The following is an 18912-nucleotide window of genomic DNA, read 5'->3' on the forward strand; positions in this document are numbered from 1 at the left end:
ACGCCGGCTTTTCCTTCATCAGTACCAAACGGGCCACATCATCAACAGGCCCTTGGCACATAGCCATACCTGGCTCAAGCCAGATCGAAGCGCCCCAGATTCATCACCTTGCTCCAGGCGGCCACGAAGTCGTGCACGAACACCTGCTGGGCATCGCTGCTGGCATATGTTTCCGCAACGGCACGCAATTGCGCATTGGAGCCGAACACAAGGTCGACCACCGTGCCGGTCCATTTGAGCTGGCCGCTCGCCCGGTCGCGCCCCTCCAGCACAGCTGCATCCGTGGCAGACTTCTGCCACTGGGTACTCATGTCCAGCAGGTTGACGAAGAAGTCATTGCTCAGCGTTTCGGGCCGGCTGGTGAAGACACCGTGCCGGTTCTGGCCGAAGTTGGCGTTCAGCGCACGCAGCCCGCCAATCAACACCGTCAGTTCGGGGGCGGACAAGGTCAGCAGATTCGCCTTGTCCACCAGTTGCTCGGCAGCAGATCCCTCCAGCGCCTTGTGCAGGTAATTGCGGAAACCGTCTGCGTTGGGCTCCAGCACCGCAAAAGACGGCACGTCGGTCTGTTCCTGCGATGCATCCGTGCGCCCCGGGGTGAACGGCACCTGCACATCCTGGCCGGCCCGCTTTGCAGCGGCTTCCACAGCGGCACTGCCACCCAGCACGATCAGGTCGGCCAGCGATACTTTCTTGCCGCCGGATTGCGCAGCGTTGAATTCGGCCTGGATTGTCTCCAGCACCTGCAGCACCTTGGCGAGCTCCGCCGGCTGGTTGACGGCCCAATCCTTCTGCGGCGCGAGGCGGATACGTGCGCCATTGGTGCCACCGCGCTTGTCGCTGCCACGGAAGGTAGACGCCGATGCCCAGGCAGTGGACACCAGTTGCGGGATGGTCAGGCCCGATGCCAGCACCTTTGCCTTCAATGCAGCGATGTCGGCCGCGTCGATCAGCGGGTGATCGACTGCCGGCACCGGGTCTTGCCAGATCAGTTGTTCCCCGGGTACCAGCGGGCCAAGATAACGGGCCAACGGCCCCATGTCGCGGTGGGTGAGCTTGAACCAGGCGCGGGCAAATGCATCGGCCAGTTCTTGCGGGTTGTCCTTGAAGCGACGGGCGATTTTTTCATAGGCGGGATCGGCACGCAGTGCCAGGTCGGCAGTGGTCATCATCGGTGCGTGGCGCACGCCCGGATCATGCGCATCCGGCACCGTGCCGGCAGCGGCGCCGCCCTTGGGCCGCCACTGCTTGGCGCCAGCCGGGCTATGGGTCAGCTCCCATTCATGGCCGAACAATGTTTCCAGGAAACTGTTGTCCCACCGGGTGGGTGTGGCGGTCCAGGCACCCTCGATGCCGCTGGTAGTGGTATGCACGCCCTTGCCGCTGCCCAGCGCGTTTTTCCAGCCCAGGCCCTGCTCGGCGATATCACCGGCTTCCGGCTCCACACCGACCAGCGCCGGGTCGCCCGCGCCGTGCGCCTTGCCAAAAGTGTGGCCGCCAGCCACCAGCGCCACGGTTTCTTCATCGTCCATCGCCATGCGCCCAAACGTATCGCGAATGTCGTACGCGGATGCCAGCGGGTCGGGGTTGCCATCCGGCCCTTCCGGGTTCACGTAGATCAGCCCCATCTGCACGGCAGCCAGCGGGTTGGCCAGATCACGCTTGCCGGCGTAGCGGCTGTTCGGTTTGTCGCTGGTGGCCAGCCATTCGCCTTCTGCCCCCCAGAAAATATCGACTTCCGGCTCCCAGATATCCACGCGTCCACCGCCAAAGCCGAAGGTCTTGAAGCCCATGGACTCCAGCGCGACGTTGCCGGTGAGGATGATCAGGTCTGCCCACGACAGGTTGCGGCCATACTTCTGCTTGATCGGCCACAGCAGGCGGCGGGCCTTGTCGAGGTTGCCGTTGTCCGGCCAGCTATTGAGCGGGGCAAAGCGTTGCGCGCCCGATCCTGCGCCACCCCGGCCATCGGCAATGCGATAGGTGCCGGCGCTGTGCCATGCCATGCGGATGAAAAGTGGCCCGTAGTGGCCATAATCTGCCGGCCACCAATCCTGCGAATCGGTCATCAGCGCGTGCAGATCCTTGATCACCGCGTCCAGATCAAGCTGCTTGAATGCCTCGGCGTAGTTGAATGCTTCGCCCAGCGGATTGGAACGGGGCGAATGCTGGTGCAGGATTTTCAGGTTGAGCTGCTTGGGCCACCAGTCCGCGTTCGATCGTGCACTGGCTACCGCATGCTTGGGCGCGCTGCCCGCGAACGGACAGGTTGTTTCGGTCGACATGATTCTCTCCAATGGGGATATAACGGACTGCTGGATGCAGTTTGGAAGTGAGATATCACTGACGCAAATTGGATTTGCCAATGGTGCCGATAGTCGTCTGGCATATGTACCCAAGCCACCGTTGCCGAGGGCCCATACCAGCGCCTCCCGGACGGTCAAGCCCGGATCAAGCGCGGTGCAGCCAGCCAAGCGTGCCACTGTTGGCGTTCATGCCGGGCAGCCAGGTAGGCCACTTGTATCCTGCGGATGACGCAAGGCCGACCATCGGCCCGCGCAGTCACAGATAGTAATGACGGATGGGCTGCAATGCGGCATCCAGCTCATATACCAGTGGCACGCCGTTGGGAATTTCCACCTTCATGATATCCGCATCGGAAATACCATCCAGATGCTTGATCAGCGCACGCAGCGAATTGTTGTGCGCGCTGACCACCACGCGCTGCCCTTGGCGGATGGCGGGGGCCAATGCATCGTTCCAGGCCGGGATCACGCGCTCTATGGTGTCGCGCAGGCATTCGGTCAGCGGGATCTGCTCGCGCGGTACATGTGCATAGCGTGGATCGTTGTAGCTGGCGCGCGGGTCATCCGCCGTCATGGCCGGTGGGCGATCATCGAAGCTGCGCCGCCAGCGCAATACCTGGTCATCGCCATGGATGGCAGCGGTTTCGGCCTTGTTGAGCCCTGCCAGCGCGCCGTAGTGGCGCTCGTTCAGCCGCCAGTCTATCTGCGTGGGCAGCCACATCAGGTCCATTTCTTCCTGCACCAGCCACAGTGTGCGGATCGCACGCTTCAGTACCGAGGTATACGCCACATCAAAGCCGTAGCCTGCTGCCTTGAGTTTCTGGCCGGCATCACGCGCCTGGGCAATGCCCAGCTCGGTCAGTTCGACATCCACCCAGCCGGTAAAGCGGTTTTCCAGATTCCATTGCGATTCGCCATGGCGGATCAATACAAGCTTGTGCATACGGCCCCCTTGTGTGAAAACACCGCAAACGGGCCGTTGCATCTGCAACGGCCCGTGGTGGCGCTACTCAAGCAGGCTACGCAGCATCCAGGCATTTTTCTCGTGCACCTGCATACGCTGGGTCAGCAGGTCGGCACTGGCTTCGTCGTTGACGGCATCCACTTCCGGGAACAGGCTGCGCGCGGTGCGCACCACCGTTTCCTGACCCTTGAGCAGGATGGCGATCATTTCCTTGGCAGCCGGCACGCCATCGACTTCCTGCACGCTGGCCAGCTTCGAAAAACTGGCATAGGTGCCCGGGGCCGGAAACCCCAGCGAGCGGATACGCTCGGCAATCAGGTCCACCGCCAGCGCCAGCTCCGTGTATTGCCCTTCGAACATCAGGTGCAGCGTATTGAACTGCGGGCCGGTTACGTTCCAGTGGAAGTTATGGGTTTGCAGGTACAGCGTGTAGGTATCTGCCAGCAAGCGCGACAGTCCTTCGGCTATGCGCCCGCGTTGATCTTCACCAATACCAAGATGGATTTCCATGATCGAGTATCTCCTGAAAGAATCACCAAACACGCGCGGCTGCATGCAGCGGCAATCGCAGCCAACGCCAGATAAGCGGCCCCGGTGGCCAATGCCGCCGGGTGGGCTGATCAACCCGCCCTATCTTAGGCAGACCTTGCAAAAATCTGCCAGCTCCCGTGATTAATTACCCTCCCGAGCACGTCGCGGGGCCCGTGTACCCAGGTCTATCAGCCCAGGCCCAAGTCCATCGCTGCCATCAGCGCAAAGCCGGCGGCAAAGATCAATTGCGCGCTGCGCGACCTGAGCACCAGTGGGCCAATCTCGGTAGCGGTTACCCACAGCATGGCGCCACCGGCCAGCGCCAGTAATGCGGGCAATGCCGTAGCCGTCAGCGCCACCGCACCGGCACCGGCCAATGCGCCAAAGAATTCGATCAGGCCGCTGGCCGCTCCCCAGGCTGCGGCGCGTAGCGGGCTCATGCCGATCTGCAGCAGCGCTGCGGCAACGGCAAAGCCCTCCGGAATATCCTGCAGGCCGATGCCGATCACCAGCGAAGCACCATGCTCCTGCCCGGCCAGCGCCACACCACCTGCCAGGCCTTCCGGCAGGTTGTGCAACGCAATCGCCCACACAAACAGCAGCACACCGGTGCGGTGCAGTTCTGTGCCCGCTGCCTGCCGGATCGCCCGCTGCCTCCACATGGCCAATGCACCGGCGCCGGCCAGCGCCGCCAGCCCGGTCAACAGGCCGGCCTGATTGCTGCTGCCCAGTTGCGCGCTGGCCAGCGTGAATGCGGGCCATAACAGCGAAAAGAAACTGGCGGCCAGCATGATGCCGCCACCGGCCAGCAGCAGTTGCTGCGCCAGCGCAATGGGCAGGCGGCGCGCAAACGCTACCGGCAACGCGCCGATTGCCGTGGCCAGCGCCAGGCCGGTACCCGCCAGCAAGCCCTCACGCAACGTGGGGCCGCTATGCGCCACCAGGCCCACGATGGCACCAATCCAGATCAGCGCGCCTACCGCGTAGCGCAACTTGCGGCGCGACCGCACTGCCGGTTGCGTGCGGGGTGCGGTAGCCGCCTGCCTGCGCTGCAAAGTGTGTATCAGCGTGCTCATGATGATCTGCCCGGTTATCCTTTGAACCAATTATAGTGAGAATGATTCTCAATATTGAAATGAATTCTTTCTCTCGGACCGATAAGCAAAACCAATCATGCCGGCTCCTGCAATTGCTGCTTTCTTAGGCCGGCAGGCTGCCGGTGCGGTCCATTCGGCCATATCCTTATGCACAAACAGTCGTTTATCCCCGGCGGCTTGCGCGGTATGCTCGCGAGATTGAAAGATCAATGACAGCCGGCACGGAGACCGCCATGACGCCAATACGCCCGCACAGCATCGCCCCCATTCTTGCCACGATGGCACTGGCCATTGCCAGCGCCCAAGCCAAACCGCTGGCCGTGTGTACGGAAGCCAGCCCGGATGGTTTCGACGTGGTGCAGTACAACTCGCTCACCACCACCAATGCATCGGCCGATGTGCTGTTCAACCGCCTGGTCGATTACGATGCAGGCACCGGCAAGGTGGTGCCCAGCCTGGCGGAAAAATGGGAAGCCAGCGCAGATGGCCTGGCGTATACGTTTACGTTGCGCAAGAACGTGGCATTCCAGAGCACCGATTACTTCAAGCCCGGCCGCGCGCTGAACGCGGACGATGTGCTGTTCACCTTCAACCGCATGCTCGATAGCAACCACCCGTGGTACAAGAGCGCACCCAACGGCTACCCGCACGCGCAATCGTTCCAATTGCCCAAGATCGTGAAGTCGGTCAAAAAGGTGGACGACTACACGGTGCGCTTCGAGCTGAACAGCCCGGAAGCCACATTCGTGCCGCTGCTCACCATGGGCTTTGCCTCGATCTATTCGGCCGAATACGCGGGCCAGCTCACCCCTGCCAAGGCGGCTGATCTCAACAGCAAGCCGATTGGCACCGGCCCGTTCATCCTGAAGAGCTACCAGAAGGATGCGGTAATCCGTTACGACGTAAACCCCGGCTACTTTGGCAACAAGCCCAAGGTAGACCGGCTGATCTACGCGATCACGCCGGATGCCACCGTGCGCGTGCAGAAGGTGAAGGCCGGCGAATGCCAGATTGCGCTGTCACCCAAGCCGCAAGACGTGACCGCAGTGCGCAACGACAAATCGGTGAAGGTGATCGATACCCACGCGTTTTCCACCGCGTTCGTTGCCTTCAATACCCAGCACAAGCCGTTCGACAACGTAAAGGTGCGCCAGGCGCTCAATACCGCGCTCGACAAGAAAACTTATCTGAAACGCGTGTTCGATGGCACCGCCACGGCTGCAGACGGCCCCTACCCGCCCAATACCTGGAGCTACGTCAATCTGCCCGACTATGGCTATGACCCGGTCAAGGCAAAACAATTGCTGGCCGAGGCCGGTTTCCCGAACGGCTTTGCCACCACCATCTGGATCCGCCCGGCGGGCAGCACGCTCAACCCGAACCCGCGTGCGGGCGGTGAGCTGCTGCAGGCCGACCTTGCAAAAATCGGCGTGAAAGCCGAGCTGAAAGTGATCGAATGGGGTGAGCTGATCAAGCGCGCCAAGGCCGGCGAGCACGATATCCTGTTCATGGGCTGGAGTGGCGACAATGGCGACCCGGATAACTTCCTGACCCCGCAATTTGCCTGCGCATCGGTTGAATCCGGCCTCAACTTTGCGCGCTTCTGCGATGCCGCGCTGGACAAGGCCATCAGCACCGGGAAGAAAACCACCGATCAGGCCGCGCGCAGCAAGCAGTACGAAATCGCCCAGAAAATCATCCACGATCAGGCACTGTGGATACCGCTGGCCCACCCAATCGCCGCCGTGCTGACCACACCCAACGTCAGTGGCTACAAGGTGAACCCGTTCAGCCGGCAGGACTTCACCGGCGTAACGGTGAACTGAGTCAGCAGCCAATACGGCCGGTCAATAGTGCTGGCAGCATGAAAAGAGCCCGCATCGCGGGCTCTTTCCGTTCCGGCCACCGGATAGCGGCCGGGGCACTGCTTAGTTGGAATTGCGTACGTTCTTCACCGAAATGCTCAGCACGCCAGCATCACCGTCATCCTCATCGGTATTGGTGATGGTGAGCGTGGCACCGCTGGTCTGGCCCACCCCGGTCTGGAAGGTCAGCCCCCCCTGGCCGTCCAGATCGTTGGTGTCCTCGCTGGTGCCTTCGAACAGCACGCCCTGCAATTGCAGGTCGATGCTGTTGTTCACCAGCAGGCGCACGGTGATGGTGTATTCAACCCGCACCTCGCCACCCCAGTGATAGGTACGCGTGGTGGAGTTGATCAGCTTGTCCGGCCCCAGTTCCAGCTCGAAGTATTCCGGGCCCGGGTCCTTGATCTCGTCATCTGCCGCCCATTCCTCGTCGCGGCCCCAGAAATCGATGAACACCTGCGCAATGCGGAAGCGCTCTGCCGGCGGTTGCAGATGGATGTCCACCGCAAGATCGGCTGTCTGCAGATTGATGTTCGGCTGCGCGGAGAACAGCATGCCGTCGATGACCTTGGAGCCCTTGAGCTGGTAATGCCCCAGCGGCACATCGTGCAGCGAATAACTGCCATCGTTGCCGGAGAACGTGGTCTTGCCATCGAACACCTGCACCATGGCACCCGCCACCGGGCCACCCTCGCCGAATACCTTGCCGTGCACGGTGCCACGGCTCAGCACCTTCTTCCACTTGCTGACCGTAAAGCTCTCGACCCGCGGTTCGCGGTACAGCGCCGGTTCGGCAAAGCCATACAGGCCACCGCGCGACGGGCCATCCCACCACAGCATGTTGTCCGGCGAGATCGCATTGGCAGCAACCACGTTCTTCCAGTCTTCGCTGTCCTTGCCATCGGCATTGTCATTGGCAAAGCAGTTGAGGAACTGGTTGGCGACGTCATCGGCACCATCGGTGAGGATCTCGCCAAACCAGCCGGCTTTTTCATAGGCCTGGTTGTAGATGGTGTCGTACAGCCAGTTGGCCGCATCGGTGCGCTCCTGTGCCGAATAGTTGTACAGCCCGTCCTTGGTGGTGGGTTGCACATCGGCGCCGGTAGCGACATCTGCGGGTTCCAGGTCAGTCGGCGTGACCAGCGCCTGCGATGTTTCCATGTGCGCGCCGCGCCCCTTGGCATGCATCCAGATGAACGACGAACACACGGATGGGTGCGTGCCGGCCGCCCAGCCTGCTGCCGGGCCTTCCGGTGCGCCCTGGCCGATGGTGGGGTCGGTGTAGCAGAACCAGCGGTAGTGGAACTTGGGCTTCACGCCCGGCCGGCCGGCATTGGCCCGCGCATCGGTGGCAATGGCATGCAGCGCCGTGCGTACCCCCGGCGTTTCCTCGGTGGGGTTCGGCTTGAGCACCAGCGGCGGAATCATCGTGAACTGATCGTTATGCGTGACCCCGACCTCATGCGCGCCAAACGCGGAAATGTTGTAGCTGGCGTTGAATTCCGGATCGGGAAAGGATTCGCCTTCCATCGAGGCCTGCACGGACTGGGTTACCGCACCCGGCCAGATGAACTTGAGCACGTGCGGATCAAAGCCATCCGAACCATCGAACACACCCACCATATGATCCATCAGCCGTTTCTGGCTGCCGGTACTGTGGGTGATTTCATCGTAGTTGCGCGTCATGATGCCGGAGTGGCTGTACCACTGCGCGGGCTTCACGTTGAGCATCAACCCGCCGATGATGCCATCACCGCCCGGCGACAGGATGCAATCGCCCTTGCGGGCATTCATCCAGCGCGCCGGCATCAGCACGTCTTCCTGCTCGCTGGTCAGCTGGCATACCAGCTGGCCGGCATCGGCCTGTGCCAGTTGTGCCTCGGTCAGGTTGTCTGGTTCGCAAATCTGCCCTTCCGCCACGAAGCCCGGCATCGGTGGGCCCTTGAGGGTATGCCACGCACTGCCACCAAAATCCAGCGGCTGCAGCTGCAAGCCGGCCACAGCCACATTGGTGGTGCTGAGGTTGGCAGCGCCAAGCGTTGCTACAGCAACGCGTGCCGTGGCATTGGCACCCACGTGGGTTGTTGCCGTCGTTACGCCATGCAGCGCAGCGCCACGCCCCAGGCCGGTAGCCACAGTGCGTACCGCCAGCTTCCTGCTGTCCGCCGGGGTGAATACCGCCGACAGCACGCGGTCTGCCTGCGCACGTGCGGCCACCTTGCTCTTGAGCGCATTGGTGACGCCCAGCGAGACGGCCAGCGTGCCGGTCTTGCTGTCCAGCACCGTGTCGCCAGGATGGCTCACGTTGATGATCGGGTCCTTCAGCGTGGCGAGGATATCTTCCACCAGCTCCCACGGCCAGGTGTGGGTTTGCAGTGGCGGCACATTGGGCAGTGGCGGTGCTTCCGGCTTCTTGCCCCATTGCTCGACCGGGATATCGAATACGGCGCTGCAACGCACCGGCGTCCTGCCCGTGGTACCGGCATACAGCACGGTAAATCCGGCAATATCGTGGCGCAGCTGGCCATTGACCGGCAAGCCGGCCACGAAGGGCACGTTCACGTTGATCAGGCTGGATGACTTGGCCGCGATGGTGATCTTGTTGCCCAGCGAAATGAACGGATTGGGCAGGCTGACCGCATCGCCATCGTCGGTATTGGCGGTGATCGATACGCGATCGAGCACCAGTGGCTGGTTTTCCACGTTATGCACGGTGAACGTGCCGCTGATCAGGTTGTAGCGCTTGTGCGCAAACAGGTCCGCCTCGACATGCGGTACCACCGTGCCGGTCTTCTTGCAGATGGCATAGGCCGAGTGCAGGTTGAGCGTACGCCTGACCGTGATGCCGGCGTGCTTGGCCGTACATGTGACATGAAACTGGCTGTGGCCGCGGGCATGATCGATGCTGTCGAAGTAATCGTGCAGCACCGCCGGCGTGCGCGTGGTGATCTTCTGGCCATCACCGAAATCCCACTCGAACTCCATCTTGGCTTCCGGCGCCACCTGGCCGAAGAAACCGTTCATGTCCACGTGGGACAAATCATAGACGGCACTGATGGCCTGGCGCGTGGCAGCCTGCGGCCTTGTCCGCACTGCCGAGCGCGATACGTTGTTTGCCGCCGCCCGCGCCGTTGCTGCAGCGGTATTGGCATTGGCGGCAAGGCTGACAGTTGCGGTGCGCCTGCTGAGAGCATTGACCCGTGCCAGATTCACCCCGGCTGCCAGCACAGGGCGCAGCCGGATTTCGCTGCGGGTATTGGCAAGGCGACTCTGGCTGGTGCTGACCAGTGCCTGCGGATTGGCAGCCATCGCCTGGGCCAGAGCACCGCGCTTGATCAGCTTGCCAACCAGCGTATCCCGGCCGAAGGCCTTTACCGGCAACGTGGATACCTTGGGTGGCGTGGGGGTGATGGTATGCGTGGCACGTGGATCAACCAGCGCCCCCAGCGTGATGGTTGCCACGTAAGCGTTCGTGGCAGACTGGGTGACACCCAGCATGGCAATGTCTTTGCGGTTGCGGCCGGAAATGAACTGCAGCGGCTCGCCCTCGACATCGAGCTCCACCGTTTGCTGCTGGCTTTCCCCGTTGCCGGCACGCACCAGCACATTCAAGCGGCGCTTGCCCGGGCTAGCAAACTGCAGGAAATGCACGGCGCCTGCCACGCCATTGATCGTTACTTCGCTGTTGCTGCCTTCAAACGACTTGTCGTTCACGTCGAATACTTCTACCCGTGCGGATTCACCCGGGCGCACCGATGCGGGCTCGACTGCAACCCGCCCAATGATCTTGGTCATGACATCTCTCCAGTGTTTTGGTTTATGTGGGCACGCGCAAGCTGTTGCGCTGCCTCACCAGAACAGTCGAGCGGCCCATGCTGCCCGTGCCGTTTGCTCGGGCGCATTGCCAGGCACAGCTCGCTTATAGCAGCAATGCAACGGGCAATACGCCACCCTTTCCATGCCGCGGTCACCACGACAATCTTGTAAGTAAAAATGGGAATGATGCTGCGTTGCGCCCGATATCAGAATCGCGCTAGATCAATGATTATTTTCATCTAATACCCATACAGTCAGCCGTGATGACGTGGGAGTACGATAATCCAAGGGCAAGCGCATTGTCTTAAAAACTTTCTTGTTTCTTTCTTTTAATATAAAATATATAAAATCTAACTTACAATTAAAGAAACATGTTTCAAGAAAATAGGATGGTATAGCTGGTTCTGCAGCGTTTGGCAGACAGCGAAGCCAGTTGATCCGGTTAATTGCCAGCGCGGATTGATGCAGGCTTGCAGCAGGAGCCGACGGATGGAAGAAACAGGCGTTGAATCACGAGCAGAGGCACAACAGGAACGGCGATTAGCAAGAGCGCTGCCAGCAAAAAACTGCTGCAATGCGGCTGGCGAGGCGCAGCCGGACGGATGCGGCAGACAATCCCCACTGCCTCTGCCGGGAACCGCTGCTCAACGCCTCCAGCGGGTGATGGCGACGAGCCGCATTTGCGGGCATGATGACCAACGGGTACATTTGCTTAAACCGGGTGGTGATCAAGTCGCAGCTGCCTGACTGCAATGCATGCTGATCGGGGCACGGCCCTGCTGAAGAGAGGCCCGCTCATGATCACTCCCGATTTCGCCACGCATTACTATATGGCCGAGCATGGGCCATTCCGGAGTCTGTCCGATCTGCCGCTGGGCGCCGATGACCCGGTTTTCCAGCACTTGCTCACTCGCCACCAGCACGATGGCAGCTACCGGCGCCGCTATGGACGCGATTACATCGCAAAACGCCGGGTGATCGAGGCGCAGTTGCGTGATCTGTTCATTGCCCGTGGCGGCAAGCCACGCCGCAACAATCCTTTCTATATGGTGTTGGGCAGCTCGCCATGGTTTGGCGGGCTCAATGACGGGCATCAATCACTGCAGATCGCGTTGTCGCAACTTGATCCGGCAACCACCTCGCTCACCTTTCCCGATAGCTTTATCGCGCTCACGCGTGAAGACAAACCCTATTTCAAGCAGATTTTCCTGCTGGATGAAGTTGCCGGCCTTACCGGGCAATTTGGCGTGCCATCCGAGCCTGTGCCCGCGTCCTATGAGCGCTATTGGGAAAGTGATTTCGAGTTCTACGTGGAAATCCAGTTATGGGACGAACCCCATGGGCTGATCACCGGCGCTTGAACACACCCAAAATTGGAATGCACCAATCGATCCCCGCTCTATCCCTTGGCGAACCATGGGAAAACCATGAAAAAATGCCCGTCTGACGTGAGGCCAGAGCGGGCATTGCGGAGCGGTAAAGCGGTTTACAGCGTGACCGTTGCCGGCTCCAGCACCACAGTCAGCGTATCGACATTGGCCGGGTTGAGACTGGCAAAAACCGGGGCAAAGCGGTCGGAATAGGCAAAGTTATACGCCTGCGAGAGCGGGGCCAGCGTGGCAGCCCACTGGTTGTAATCGGTATTGCCCGGCTGCAGCCCGGCAAAGAACGTGGCTGGTGACAACTGGAACCACTGCTGGCTGGGCAGCGCCCCCACCAGCGTCTGCCCCGGCAGCGCGGACGCCGTACTGCTGCCCAACGCACCGATATTCAGGCCGGAGAACAGATCACCGCCGATCCAGCCATACACATCATTGCCGGGGCTAACGGCAGCAGCACCATTCAGGCTGTAGGGCGCGTTGCCACCATAGATACCGGAAGGATTGGTGAGATCGCCCACCGCATACAGGATGGTTACGGTGTCGTCGGACAGACTGAGCTTGCCGCTCAGCGTGATGTTGTAGCTGGCATCAATGCTGGCGCTGAACTGATATTGCTGGGCGGCCTGCGGGCCGCTGGCGGGCACATTCGGCCCCACGCCGGCGAAATTGCCCGCGATGGTGGCGATCACCCCGTTGCCGAGGCCAGGCACCGTGGCGCCCACGGTGGTACCGGGGCCGAAGGCGGCGTAGAGGTTTTTAAGGTAGCCCAGCAGCGTATCGTACGGCGTGACCGGAATGGCGCCCGGCGGCGGGTTGATCGGCGGGTACGACGACGGGCCGATCACGCGCGCAAACGTGGTGCCGGGTGCGGGCGATGTACTGCTGAACTGCTGGAACTGGCCCGGCACCTGTGCCGGCAGCGGCGTGCCATCGATGCCACCGGGGCCGGCAATGCCCGATACCGGCGTGGCGGTCAGCGCGTTCAGCGCGGAAAACATCTCCTGTGCGGTCGTACTGCCTTGCAAGCCGGCTACCGTTTGCGCAACGGTACCGCCCTGGCTGGTTTGCAGCGTGAGCGGAATCGCCCAGTAATCGATGCTGGTCAGGTTGGCCACATCGGCAGCCTGGCCGGTAAAGGTCATTTCCAGTTTGTCATAACGCAAAAAGAAGTTGGGATCGGTGACCGACTGCGCCGGCTCGTAACCCGCGTTCTGCACCGCCCACGCGGGGCCATACGCCACGTATACGCGCCCGCTGAAGGCACTGATGCTCACGCCCTGCGCCAGATCGGCAAGGCTGTACCAGTTGCCGGCGAACGGATAGGTTTGCGGCGGATTCGCGCTGCTGTTGACCAGATTGAGCGGCAGCAACGCGCTCTGGTCTGCATTGCTGATGATATCGAAACCGGCGTTGCTGGCACCCGGTACAAAGCCGATCGATACCGCCGTGGTATCACCACCACGGTTGTCATTGAAATTCAGGGTCAAAGCCATGCGTTGCTCCATGAGTTACCGGCACGTGGGCCGGCGCAGGATAGTTCGGGCTGATGCGCGGGCTACCGGTACGGCTGCGTCGAGCCCATGCCAAATGGGTAGCCCCATTGTTGATAGCCACAAACGACACAAAGCGCCAACAGCGTGCATGGAATTTATGAAAGCTGGTCGATAGTCATTGCAGGAAAATCGTCAGCCGGGGCCAGCGCGGTATCGCTGGCGGTCATGACGGCAAGGCCGGGACGCTGATCCGCCGGCCGCTCGTATTCGTCGTACAAATCGAGCAGCGCTATGGCATCGGCGGACGTGGCATGGCGGATCAGCATGGGTTTACATCAACAATGAATCAGGCAGCTACCGTTTCCAGCCTTTGGGTCAGCAACCATTGTTGCAGCTCCGGGTTACCGTAGGCGGCTTCGGCAATGAAATGATCGCCGTCCGGGATCAGCGTGAAGCGCACGTCGCCACCCAATGCGCTCAGCGCGGCGGCGGCAGCTTCCGCCCCTGCAGCGGGCACCTTGTCGTCCTTGCCGCCGTGGAATACCCATACCGGGGTGTGCTTGAGCCTGGCAAGGCCGGCATCGCCAACGGCTTCCGGCAAGCGGCCGGATACCACAACGAGACCGGCAAAACGCTCGGCGTGCTCGCTGCCGATTTGCCAGGTGCCGGCAGAGCCCAGGCTGAAGCCGGAGAGGATGATGCGGTCACGGTCGATTGCGTGCGTGGCAGTCAGCTGGTCGATCAGCGCAAACAGCTGCGGCTGCCATTCCGGCCATGTGGTATCGGCGGGGATCTGCAGCGCCAGCCAGTAGTAGGGCAAGGTGGTGGCCTCGCTCACCAGCTGGGGAAAGCCCCAGGCCAGCAATTTGGACAAATCATTGCCTCGATCCTTGGCGCCATGCAGGAATACCACCAGCGGCGCCGCTTGACCGGGCTGCGGGACCGGCTGGGCGAACAGGTAAGGCAAGGCAGCGGTTTCGGTCTGGAAAACACGTTGTTCAACAGTCATGGGGCACCTGTGCAAGTGAGAGCAAAGACCGGATTACCGGCCATGGGATTGATGCCGGCCCGGCCGGGCCGGCATCTACAGCTAAGAAGAAGACGGCAATGATGGGCAATGAAGCGGGTGCCGGGCATCACTTGGCCGCCGCGAAAGACACATCCGGGTCTTCACGCTTGGCGCGATCCGGATCATTGCTGCTATCGGCATCGGGCAGCACCTTGTCGAGCTGCGAGCCAGCTGGTACCTGCTCCAGCCGCCTGGCTGGCGCTGCTTCACCATTGCTGCTTTCGGGCAGGAAGCCGTCCGATTGCTTGCTCCACAGCCGGTAGTACGCACCCTGCCTGGCAATCAGTTCTGCATGGCTGCCGTCTTCGATGATCTCGCCGTTGTCGAACACCAGGATGCGGTCCAGATGCGCGATGGTGGACAGGCGGTGCGCCACCACCAGCACGGTCTTGCCCTTCATCACCTCGTCCAGCGTGTTCTGGATGGCTTTCTCGGTGATGGAATCAAGCGCGGACGTGGCTTCGTCCAGGATCAGGATCGGCGCGTCTTTCAGGATCACCCGGGCGATGGCGATGCGCTGGCGCTGCCCGCCCGATACCTTGATACCGCGCTCGCCCACCATGGAATCGTATTGCTCTTTCATGTCCACGATGAAGTCGTGTGCGTAAGCCTTCTTCGCGGCCTCCACCACTTCTTCATCGCTGGCATCGAGCCTGCCGTAGCGGATGTTTTCCTTCAGCGTGCGGTGGAACAGGCTGGGATCTTGCGGGATCAGGCTGAGCTGGCCGTGCAGCGCATCCTGCGTCATCTGGCGGATATCGGTGCCATCGATAACGATCTGCCCGCCCTGTACGTCGTACAGGCGCAGGATCACGCTGACGAAGGTCGATTTGCCCGATCCGGAGAACCCCACCAGCCCCACGCGCTGCCCGGCGGGAATGGTGAGGTTGAGCTTGTTGAATACCTTGCGCTCGCCACCGTAGCTGAAATCGACATCGCGGAATTCGATCCGGCCGGTGCTGATGCGCGCCGGTGCGGCGCCGGGCTGGTCCACCAGTTCGTGCGGGCGCACGATGGTGTGCACGCCATTGGCCACGTTGCCGATGAACTCGAAAAATTCCAGGAAACGGCGCGACAAATTGCGTGCTTCATTGATGATCAGCAACGACAAGCTCACCGCCATCACGAACTCGGCCACGCCGATCTTGCCCTGTCCCCACAGCGTGAGCGCGAAATATAGCGTACCCACCTTGAGCACAGCGGCGGCGGCAAACTGGAACCAGCGCACACGTTCCGAGTAGCTGTTGGAGCGGCGCACCATCACCAGTTCTTTCTGCAGTGAATCCTCGAGGAAATCGCGCTCGAACTTCAGCCGGGCAAACAGGCGCGCGCTGGTGAGGTTGGTGACCGAATCCACCACCTTGCCGGTAGTCTCGCTGCGCGCCGACGATGCACGGAACGCATGCGGCTGCGCCCGGCGCGCCAGCAGGTAAGAGATGCCGATGAATAGCACCGCCCAAGTACCGACGAAGGCAGCCAGTTGCGGGTGTGCGGTATACAGCAGCGTGATCGCCACGCTGAACACGATCACCACCGGCCAGAATTCGGTAATCACCGACCACAGCGTTTGCGTGACCCCCATCGAGGTTTCGCTGATGCGATGCGCCAGCGCGCCGGCAAAGTTGTTGCTGAAATAGCGATGCGAATGGTGCTGCAGGTAGTGGTAGATGGTGCGCGTGACATTCTGGCGCTGCCGCGGCCCGAGCCGAATCTGGATGGCACCGGCCAGCCGGCCGAACAATACCTCGCCGGCGCTGAGCGCCACGAACAGCAGCAAAGGCCCTTGCAGCGAAGTCACCAGTGCCATCGATTGCTCGTGCGCGCCCGTCACGCTCTTGATGATACGCGACAGGGCATATGGAATGCTGATGCCACAGGCGGCATTGAGCGTTTCCATCGTCAGCATCGCCAGATACCACCAGCGGTAGCGAACGACGAAATAACAGATGAAGCGGAACGGCGTTGCCGGTAAATCCGGCGTGCCGGGCGCACGTTGAAAATCGGTACTCATTGTTGATCCCCGGGGCATCTGTCGTGCCCTGTTTCTGGAAACCGGCCACGGCTCGCGCAGTGCGCAGACCTGGCCGGATATATCATTTGGTTACCAGCGCCACGGCTGGCGCTTGCTGGCCGGCTGGCGGTGCTGGCTCTAGCGTGGCTGCGGGCGCATCACCAGACCGGTTTTCGTGCGGAAAGCGATCCATGTGGCTGAGCACCGGAAAAATCCGCATCCACAAGCCGGTGACCACCAGCGTGGCGGCACCGCCGAATACCACAGCGGGAATCAGGCCGAACCAGCCAGCAGTGGTACCGGATTCGAATTCGCCCAGCTCGTTGGATGCACCGATGAACACCGCATTCACCGCACTGACCCGGCCACGGATCGCGTCCGGCGTTTCAAACTGCACCAGCATGTGGCGGATATACACGCTGACCATATCGCCCACCCCGGTCAGCGCCAGTGCAACCACCGACAGCAGCACACTGGTCGACAAGCCGAACACGATGGTGGCTGCACCGAACAGCGCCACGCCGCCAAACATCCAGCGCCCCACGTGGCGGCGGATCGGCCAGAACGCCAGCGCCACCGACGTCAGCGCCGCACCCACCGCCGGTGCACTGCGCAGGATGCCGAGGCCAGTAGGGCCCACATGCAATACGTCGTGCGCGAACACCGGCAGCAACGCCACAGCGCCGCCAAACAGCACGGCAAACAGATCCAGCGAAATGGCGCCAAGCACGATCTTGCGAGACCAGATAAAGCGGAAGCCATCGAGCACCCCTGCCAGCGATACCGGTTCGCGCTTTGCCGTCTGCTGGCTGCGCACCAGCCACATCAGCACCACGGACAAGGCGAGCACGCCGGTTGCCACCGTATAGACCACGTGTGGTCCCAGCAGATAGAGCACGCCCCCCAATACAGGGCCGGCGATCACGGCGGCGTGAAAGCTGGATGAGCTGATCGCCGTGGCCTGACCAAACAGGTGATTGGGCACCAGGTTCATCACGATGGCCTGGCTGGCCGGCATCATGAATGCCCGTGCACACCCCGCCAGCGCTGCCGCGGCAAACACCGGCCATACTGCCGTCACCCCGCTGATCGTGAACGCCAGCAACAGCAACGCAGCAATACCCTGCACGGCAAAAGCCACATTGATGATCACGCGGCGGTCGTAACGGTCGGCAATCTGCCCGGCCGGCAACACCAGCACGAAGAACGGTGCAAACTGCGCCAGACCGATCAGGCCCAGGTCGGTGACGCTATGCGTGAGCGCATACACCTGCCAGCCCACCGCCAGGTTGACCATCTGCATGGCGATGGTGGATAGCAGCCGGGCGGACAGATAGGCAGCGAAGTTGCGGTTGCGCAAGACGGCGAAGCCATTGGCTGCTGCGGGTGATGAAGGAGAAGACATGCGGGCGCCATGGCAGAAGAGGAAGACATGCGCAGCACTGGCTGCGCGTGGAAATGCGGCCACGGATAGGCGGGGCTACCCGTGGCAGATGACCAGTGGTGTGGTCAGCAATGCAGCCAGCCTTACCAGGCAAACTGCCAGTTGGCGCCCAGTGTTTCCTGCGGATTGATCAACTCCTCACGCGGCGCATCCGAGAACTCGGACAGCACGTCATCCTTGATCTGCGAGAACGCGTAGCTGCCACGGTCACGCGAGCGCGCCAGCGGCACATCGACAATGCGCTTGATGCGGCCAGGGCGCGGCTGCATCACCACCACCCGGTCACCCAGATAGACGGCCTCTTCCACATCGTGGGTGACCAGGATGGCGGTAATGCCCTCCGCCTCCCAGATACGTTGCAGTTCTTGCTGCAAGTGTGCGCGGGTCAGCGCATCCAGCGCGCCGAACGGCTCATCCAGTAGCAGCACTTCCGGGCGGTTGACCAGCGCACGGGCAATGGCCACGCGCTGGCTCATGCCGCCAGATAACTGATACGGGTACGCGGTTTCAAAGCCCTTCAGGCCCACCAGTTCGATATGCTCCTGCACCGATTTTTTCTTGGCCGCATCAGACAGGCCGGCATTGAGCAAACCGACGCTGACGTTCTGTTCCACGTTCAGCCACGGAAACAGCCGGTGCTCCTGGAACACGATGCCGCGATCCAGGCTGGTGCCGACGATGCGCTTGCCGTCGAGCAGAATTTCGCCCTGGTAGTCTTCCTCGAGGCCGATCACCAGCCGCAGCAAGGTGGATTTGCCGCAACCGGAGCTGCCGACGATGCTGACGAATTCGCCCGGTTTGATCGACAGCGAGATGTTTTCCAGCACCGGCAGCGGTTCGCCTTTCACGGTGTATTGCTTGTTGAGATCCTTGATCTCGAGAGTGCCTGCATGGGCCATGGTGTAACTCCTTCTGTTGCCGGCAGCGCCGGCCT

Annotated in this window: 13 protein-coding genes; 2 read left to right on the plus strand and 11 right to left on the minus strand. The window is 61.6% G+C overall.

Annotated features, from left to right (window positions below; translation table 11 throughout):
* Positions 1 to 74 precede the first annotated feature (74 nt).
* From katG to IGB42_RS00945, 4 genes are all read right to left on the minus strand, one after another.
* Complete coding sequence (gene katG, locus IGB42_RS00930) at positions 75 to 2285, minus strand: catalase/peroxidase HPI (protein ID WP_159665246.1); 2211 nt, start codon at positions 2283 to 2285, stop codon at positions 75 to 77.
* Positions 2286 to 2562: 277 nt separating this feature from the next.
* Positions 2563 to 3249 carry a 2,3-diphosphoglycerate-dependent phosphoglycerate mutase gene (gene gpmA / locus IGB42_RS00935; protein ID WP_159665248.1) on the minus strand — a complete coding sequence of 229 codons (687 nt, stop codon included), beginning with the start codon at positions 3247 to 3249 and terminating at the stop codon, positions 2563 to 2565.
* A 63-nt stretch (positions 3250 to 3312) separates the two neighbouring features.
* Positions 3313 to 3780, minus strand: coding sequence for a Dps family protein (locus tag IGB42_RS00940; RefSeq protein WP_159665250.1), 468 nt, complete (start codon positions 3778 to 3780; stop codon positions 3313 to 3315).
* 209 nt (positions 3781 to 3989) lie between these two features.
* Positions 3990 to 4877, minus strand: coding sequence for a ZIP family metal transporter (locus IGB42_RS00945; protein ID WP_159665252.1), 888 nt, complete (start codon positions 4875 to 4877; stop codon positions 3990 to 3992).
* A gap of 254 nt (positions 4878 to 5131) precedes the next feature.
* Here IGB42_RS00945 and IGB42_RS00950 point away from each other — a divergent pair, with 254 nt between their 5' ends.
* Positions 5132 to 6724: an ABC transporter substrate-binding protein gene (locus IGB42_RS00950; protein ID WP_159665254.1), complete on the plus strand. Its 1593-nt coding sequence runs from the start codon at positions 5132 to 5134 to the stop codon at positions 6722 to 6724.
* 102 nt (positions 6725 to 6826) lie between these two features.
* Here IGB42_RS00950 and IGB42_RS00955 read toward each other — a convergent pair whose 3' ends face one another.
* Complete coding sequence (locus tag IGB42_RS00955) at positions 6827 to 10558, minus strand: carboxypeptidase-like regulatory domain-containing protein (RefSeq protein WP_159665256.1); 3732 nt, start codon at positions 10556 to 10558, stop codon at positions 6827 to 6829.
* Between the two features lie 818 nt (positions 10559 to 11376).
* Between IGB42_RS00955 and IGB42_RS00960 the strand changes: the two genes are divergently transcribed.
* A complete protein-coding gene (locus IGB42_RS00960; RefSeq protein WP_201799781.1) occupies positions 11377 to 11940 on the plus strand; it encodes a hypothetical protein in 564 nt (187 codons plus the stop codon).
* A gap of 125 nt (positions 11941 to 12065) precedes the next feature.
* Here IGB42_RS00960 and IGB42_RS00965 read toward each other — a convergent pair whose 3' ends face one another.
* The 6 genes from IGB42_RS00965 to IGB42_RS00990 form a co-directional block, all read right to left on the minus strand.
* Positions 12066 to 13454: a beta-1,3-glucanase family protein gene (locus IGB42_RS00965; protein WP_159665260.1), complete on the minus strand. Its 1389-nt coding sequence runs from the start codon at positions 13452 to 13454 to the stop codon at positions 12066 to 12068.
* Positions 13455 to 13609: 155 nt separating this feature from the next.
* On the minus strand, positions 13610 to 13780 hold the full coding sequence (locus tag IGB42_RS00970; RefSeq protein ID WP_159665262.1) for a hypothetical protein: 171 nt from the start codon (positions 13778 to 13780) through the stop codon (positions 13610 to 13612).
* A gap of 20 nt (positions 13781 to 13800) precedes the next feature.
* Complete coding sequence (locus tag IGB42_RS00975) at positions 13801 to 14463, minus strand: prolyl oligopeptidase family serine peptidase (RefSeq protein WP_159665264.1); 663 nt, start codon at positions 14461 to 14463, stop codon at positions 13801 to 13803.
* A gap of 127 nt (positions 14464 to 14590) precedes the next feature.
* Positions 14591 to 16534 (minus strand): ABC transporter ATP-binding protein, encoded by a 1944-nt coding sequence (locus tag IGB42_RS00980; RefSeq protein ID WP_201799782.1) that lies wholly within the window; start codon positions 16532 to 16534, stop codon positions 14591 to 14593.
* A gap of 82 nt (positions 16535 to 16616) precedes the next feature.
* On the minus strand, positions 16617 to 17939 hold the full coding sequence (locus IGB42_RS00985) for an MFS transporter (RefSeq protein ID WP_159665270.1): 1323 nt from the start codon (positions 17937 to 17939) through the stop codon (positions 16617 to 16619).
* Positions 17940 to 18061: 122 nt separating this feature from the next.
* Entirely contained in the window at positions 18062 to 18877 is an 816-nt protein-coding gene (locus IGB42_RS00990; protein WP_159665273.1) for an ABC transporter ATP-binding protein, read from the minus strand.
* Positions 18878 to 18912 lie beyond the last annotated feature (35 nt).

The organism is Andreprevotia sp. IGB-42 (assembly GCF_009848685.1).
Lineage (GTDB): Bacteria > Pseudomonadota > Gammaproteobacteria > Burkholderiales > Chitinibacteraceae > Andreprevotia.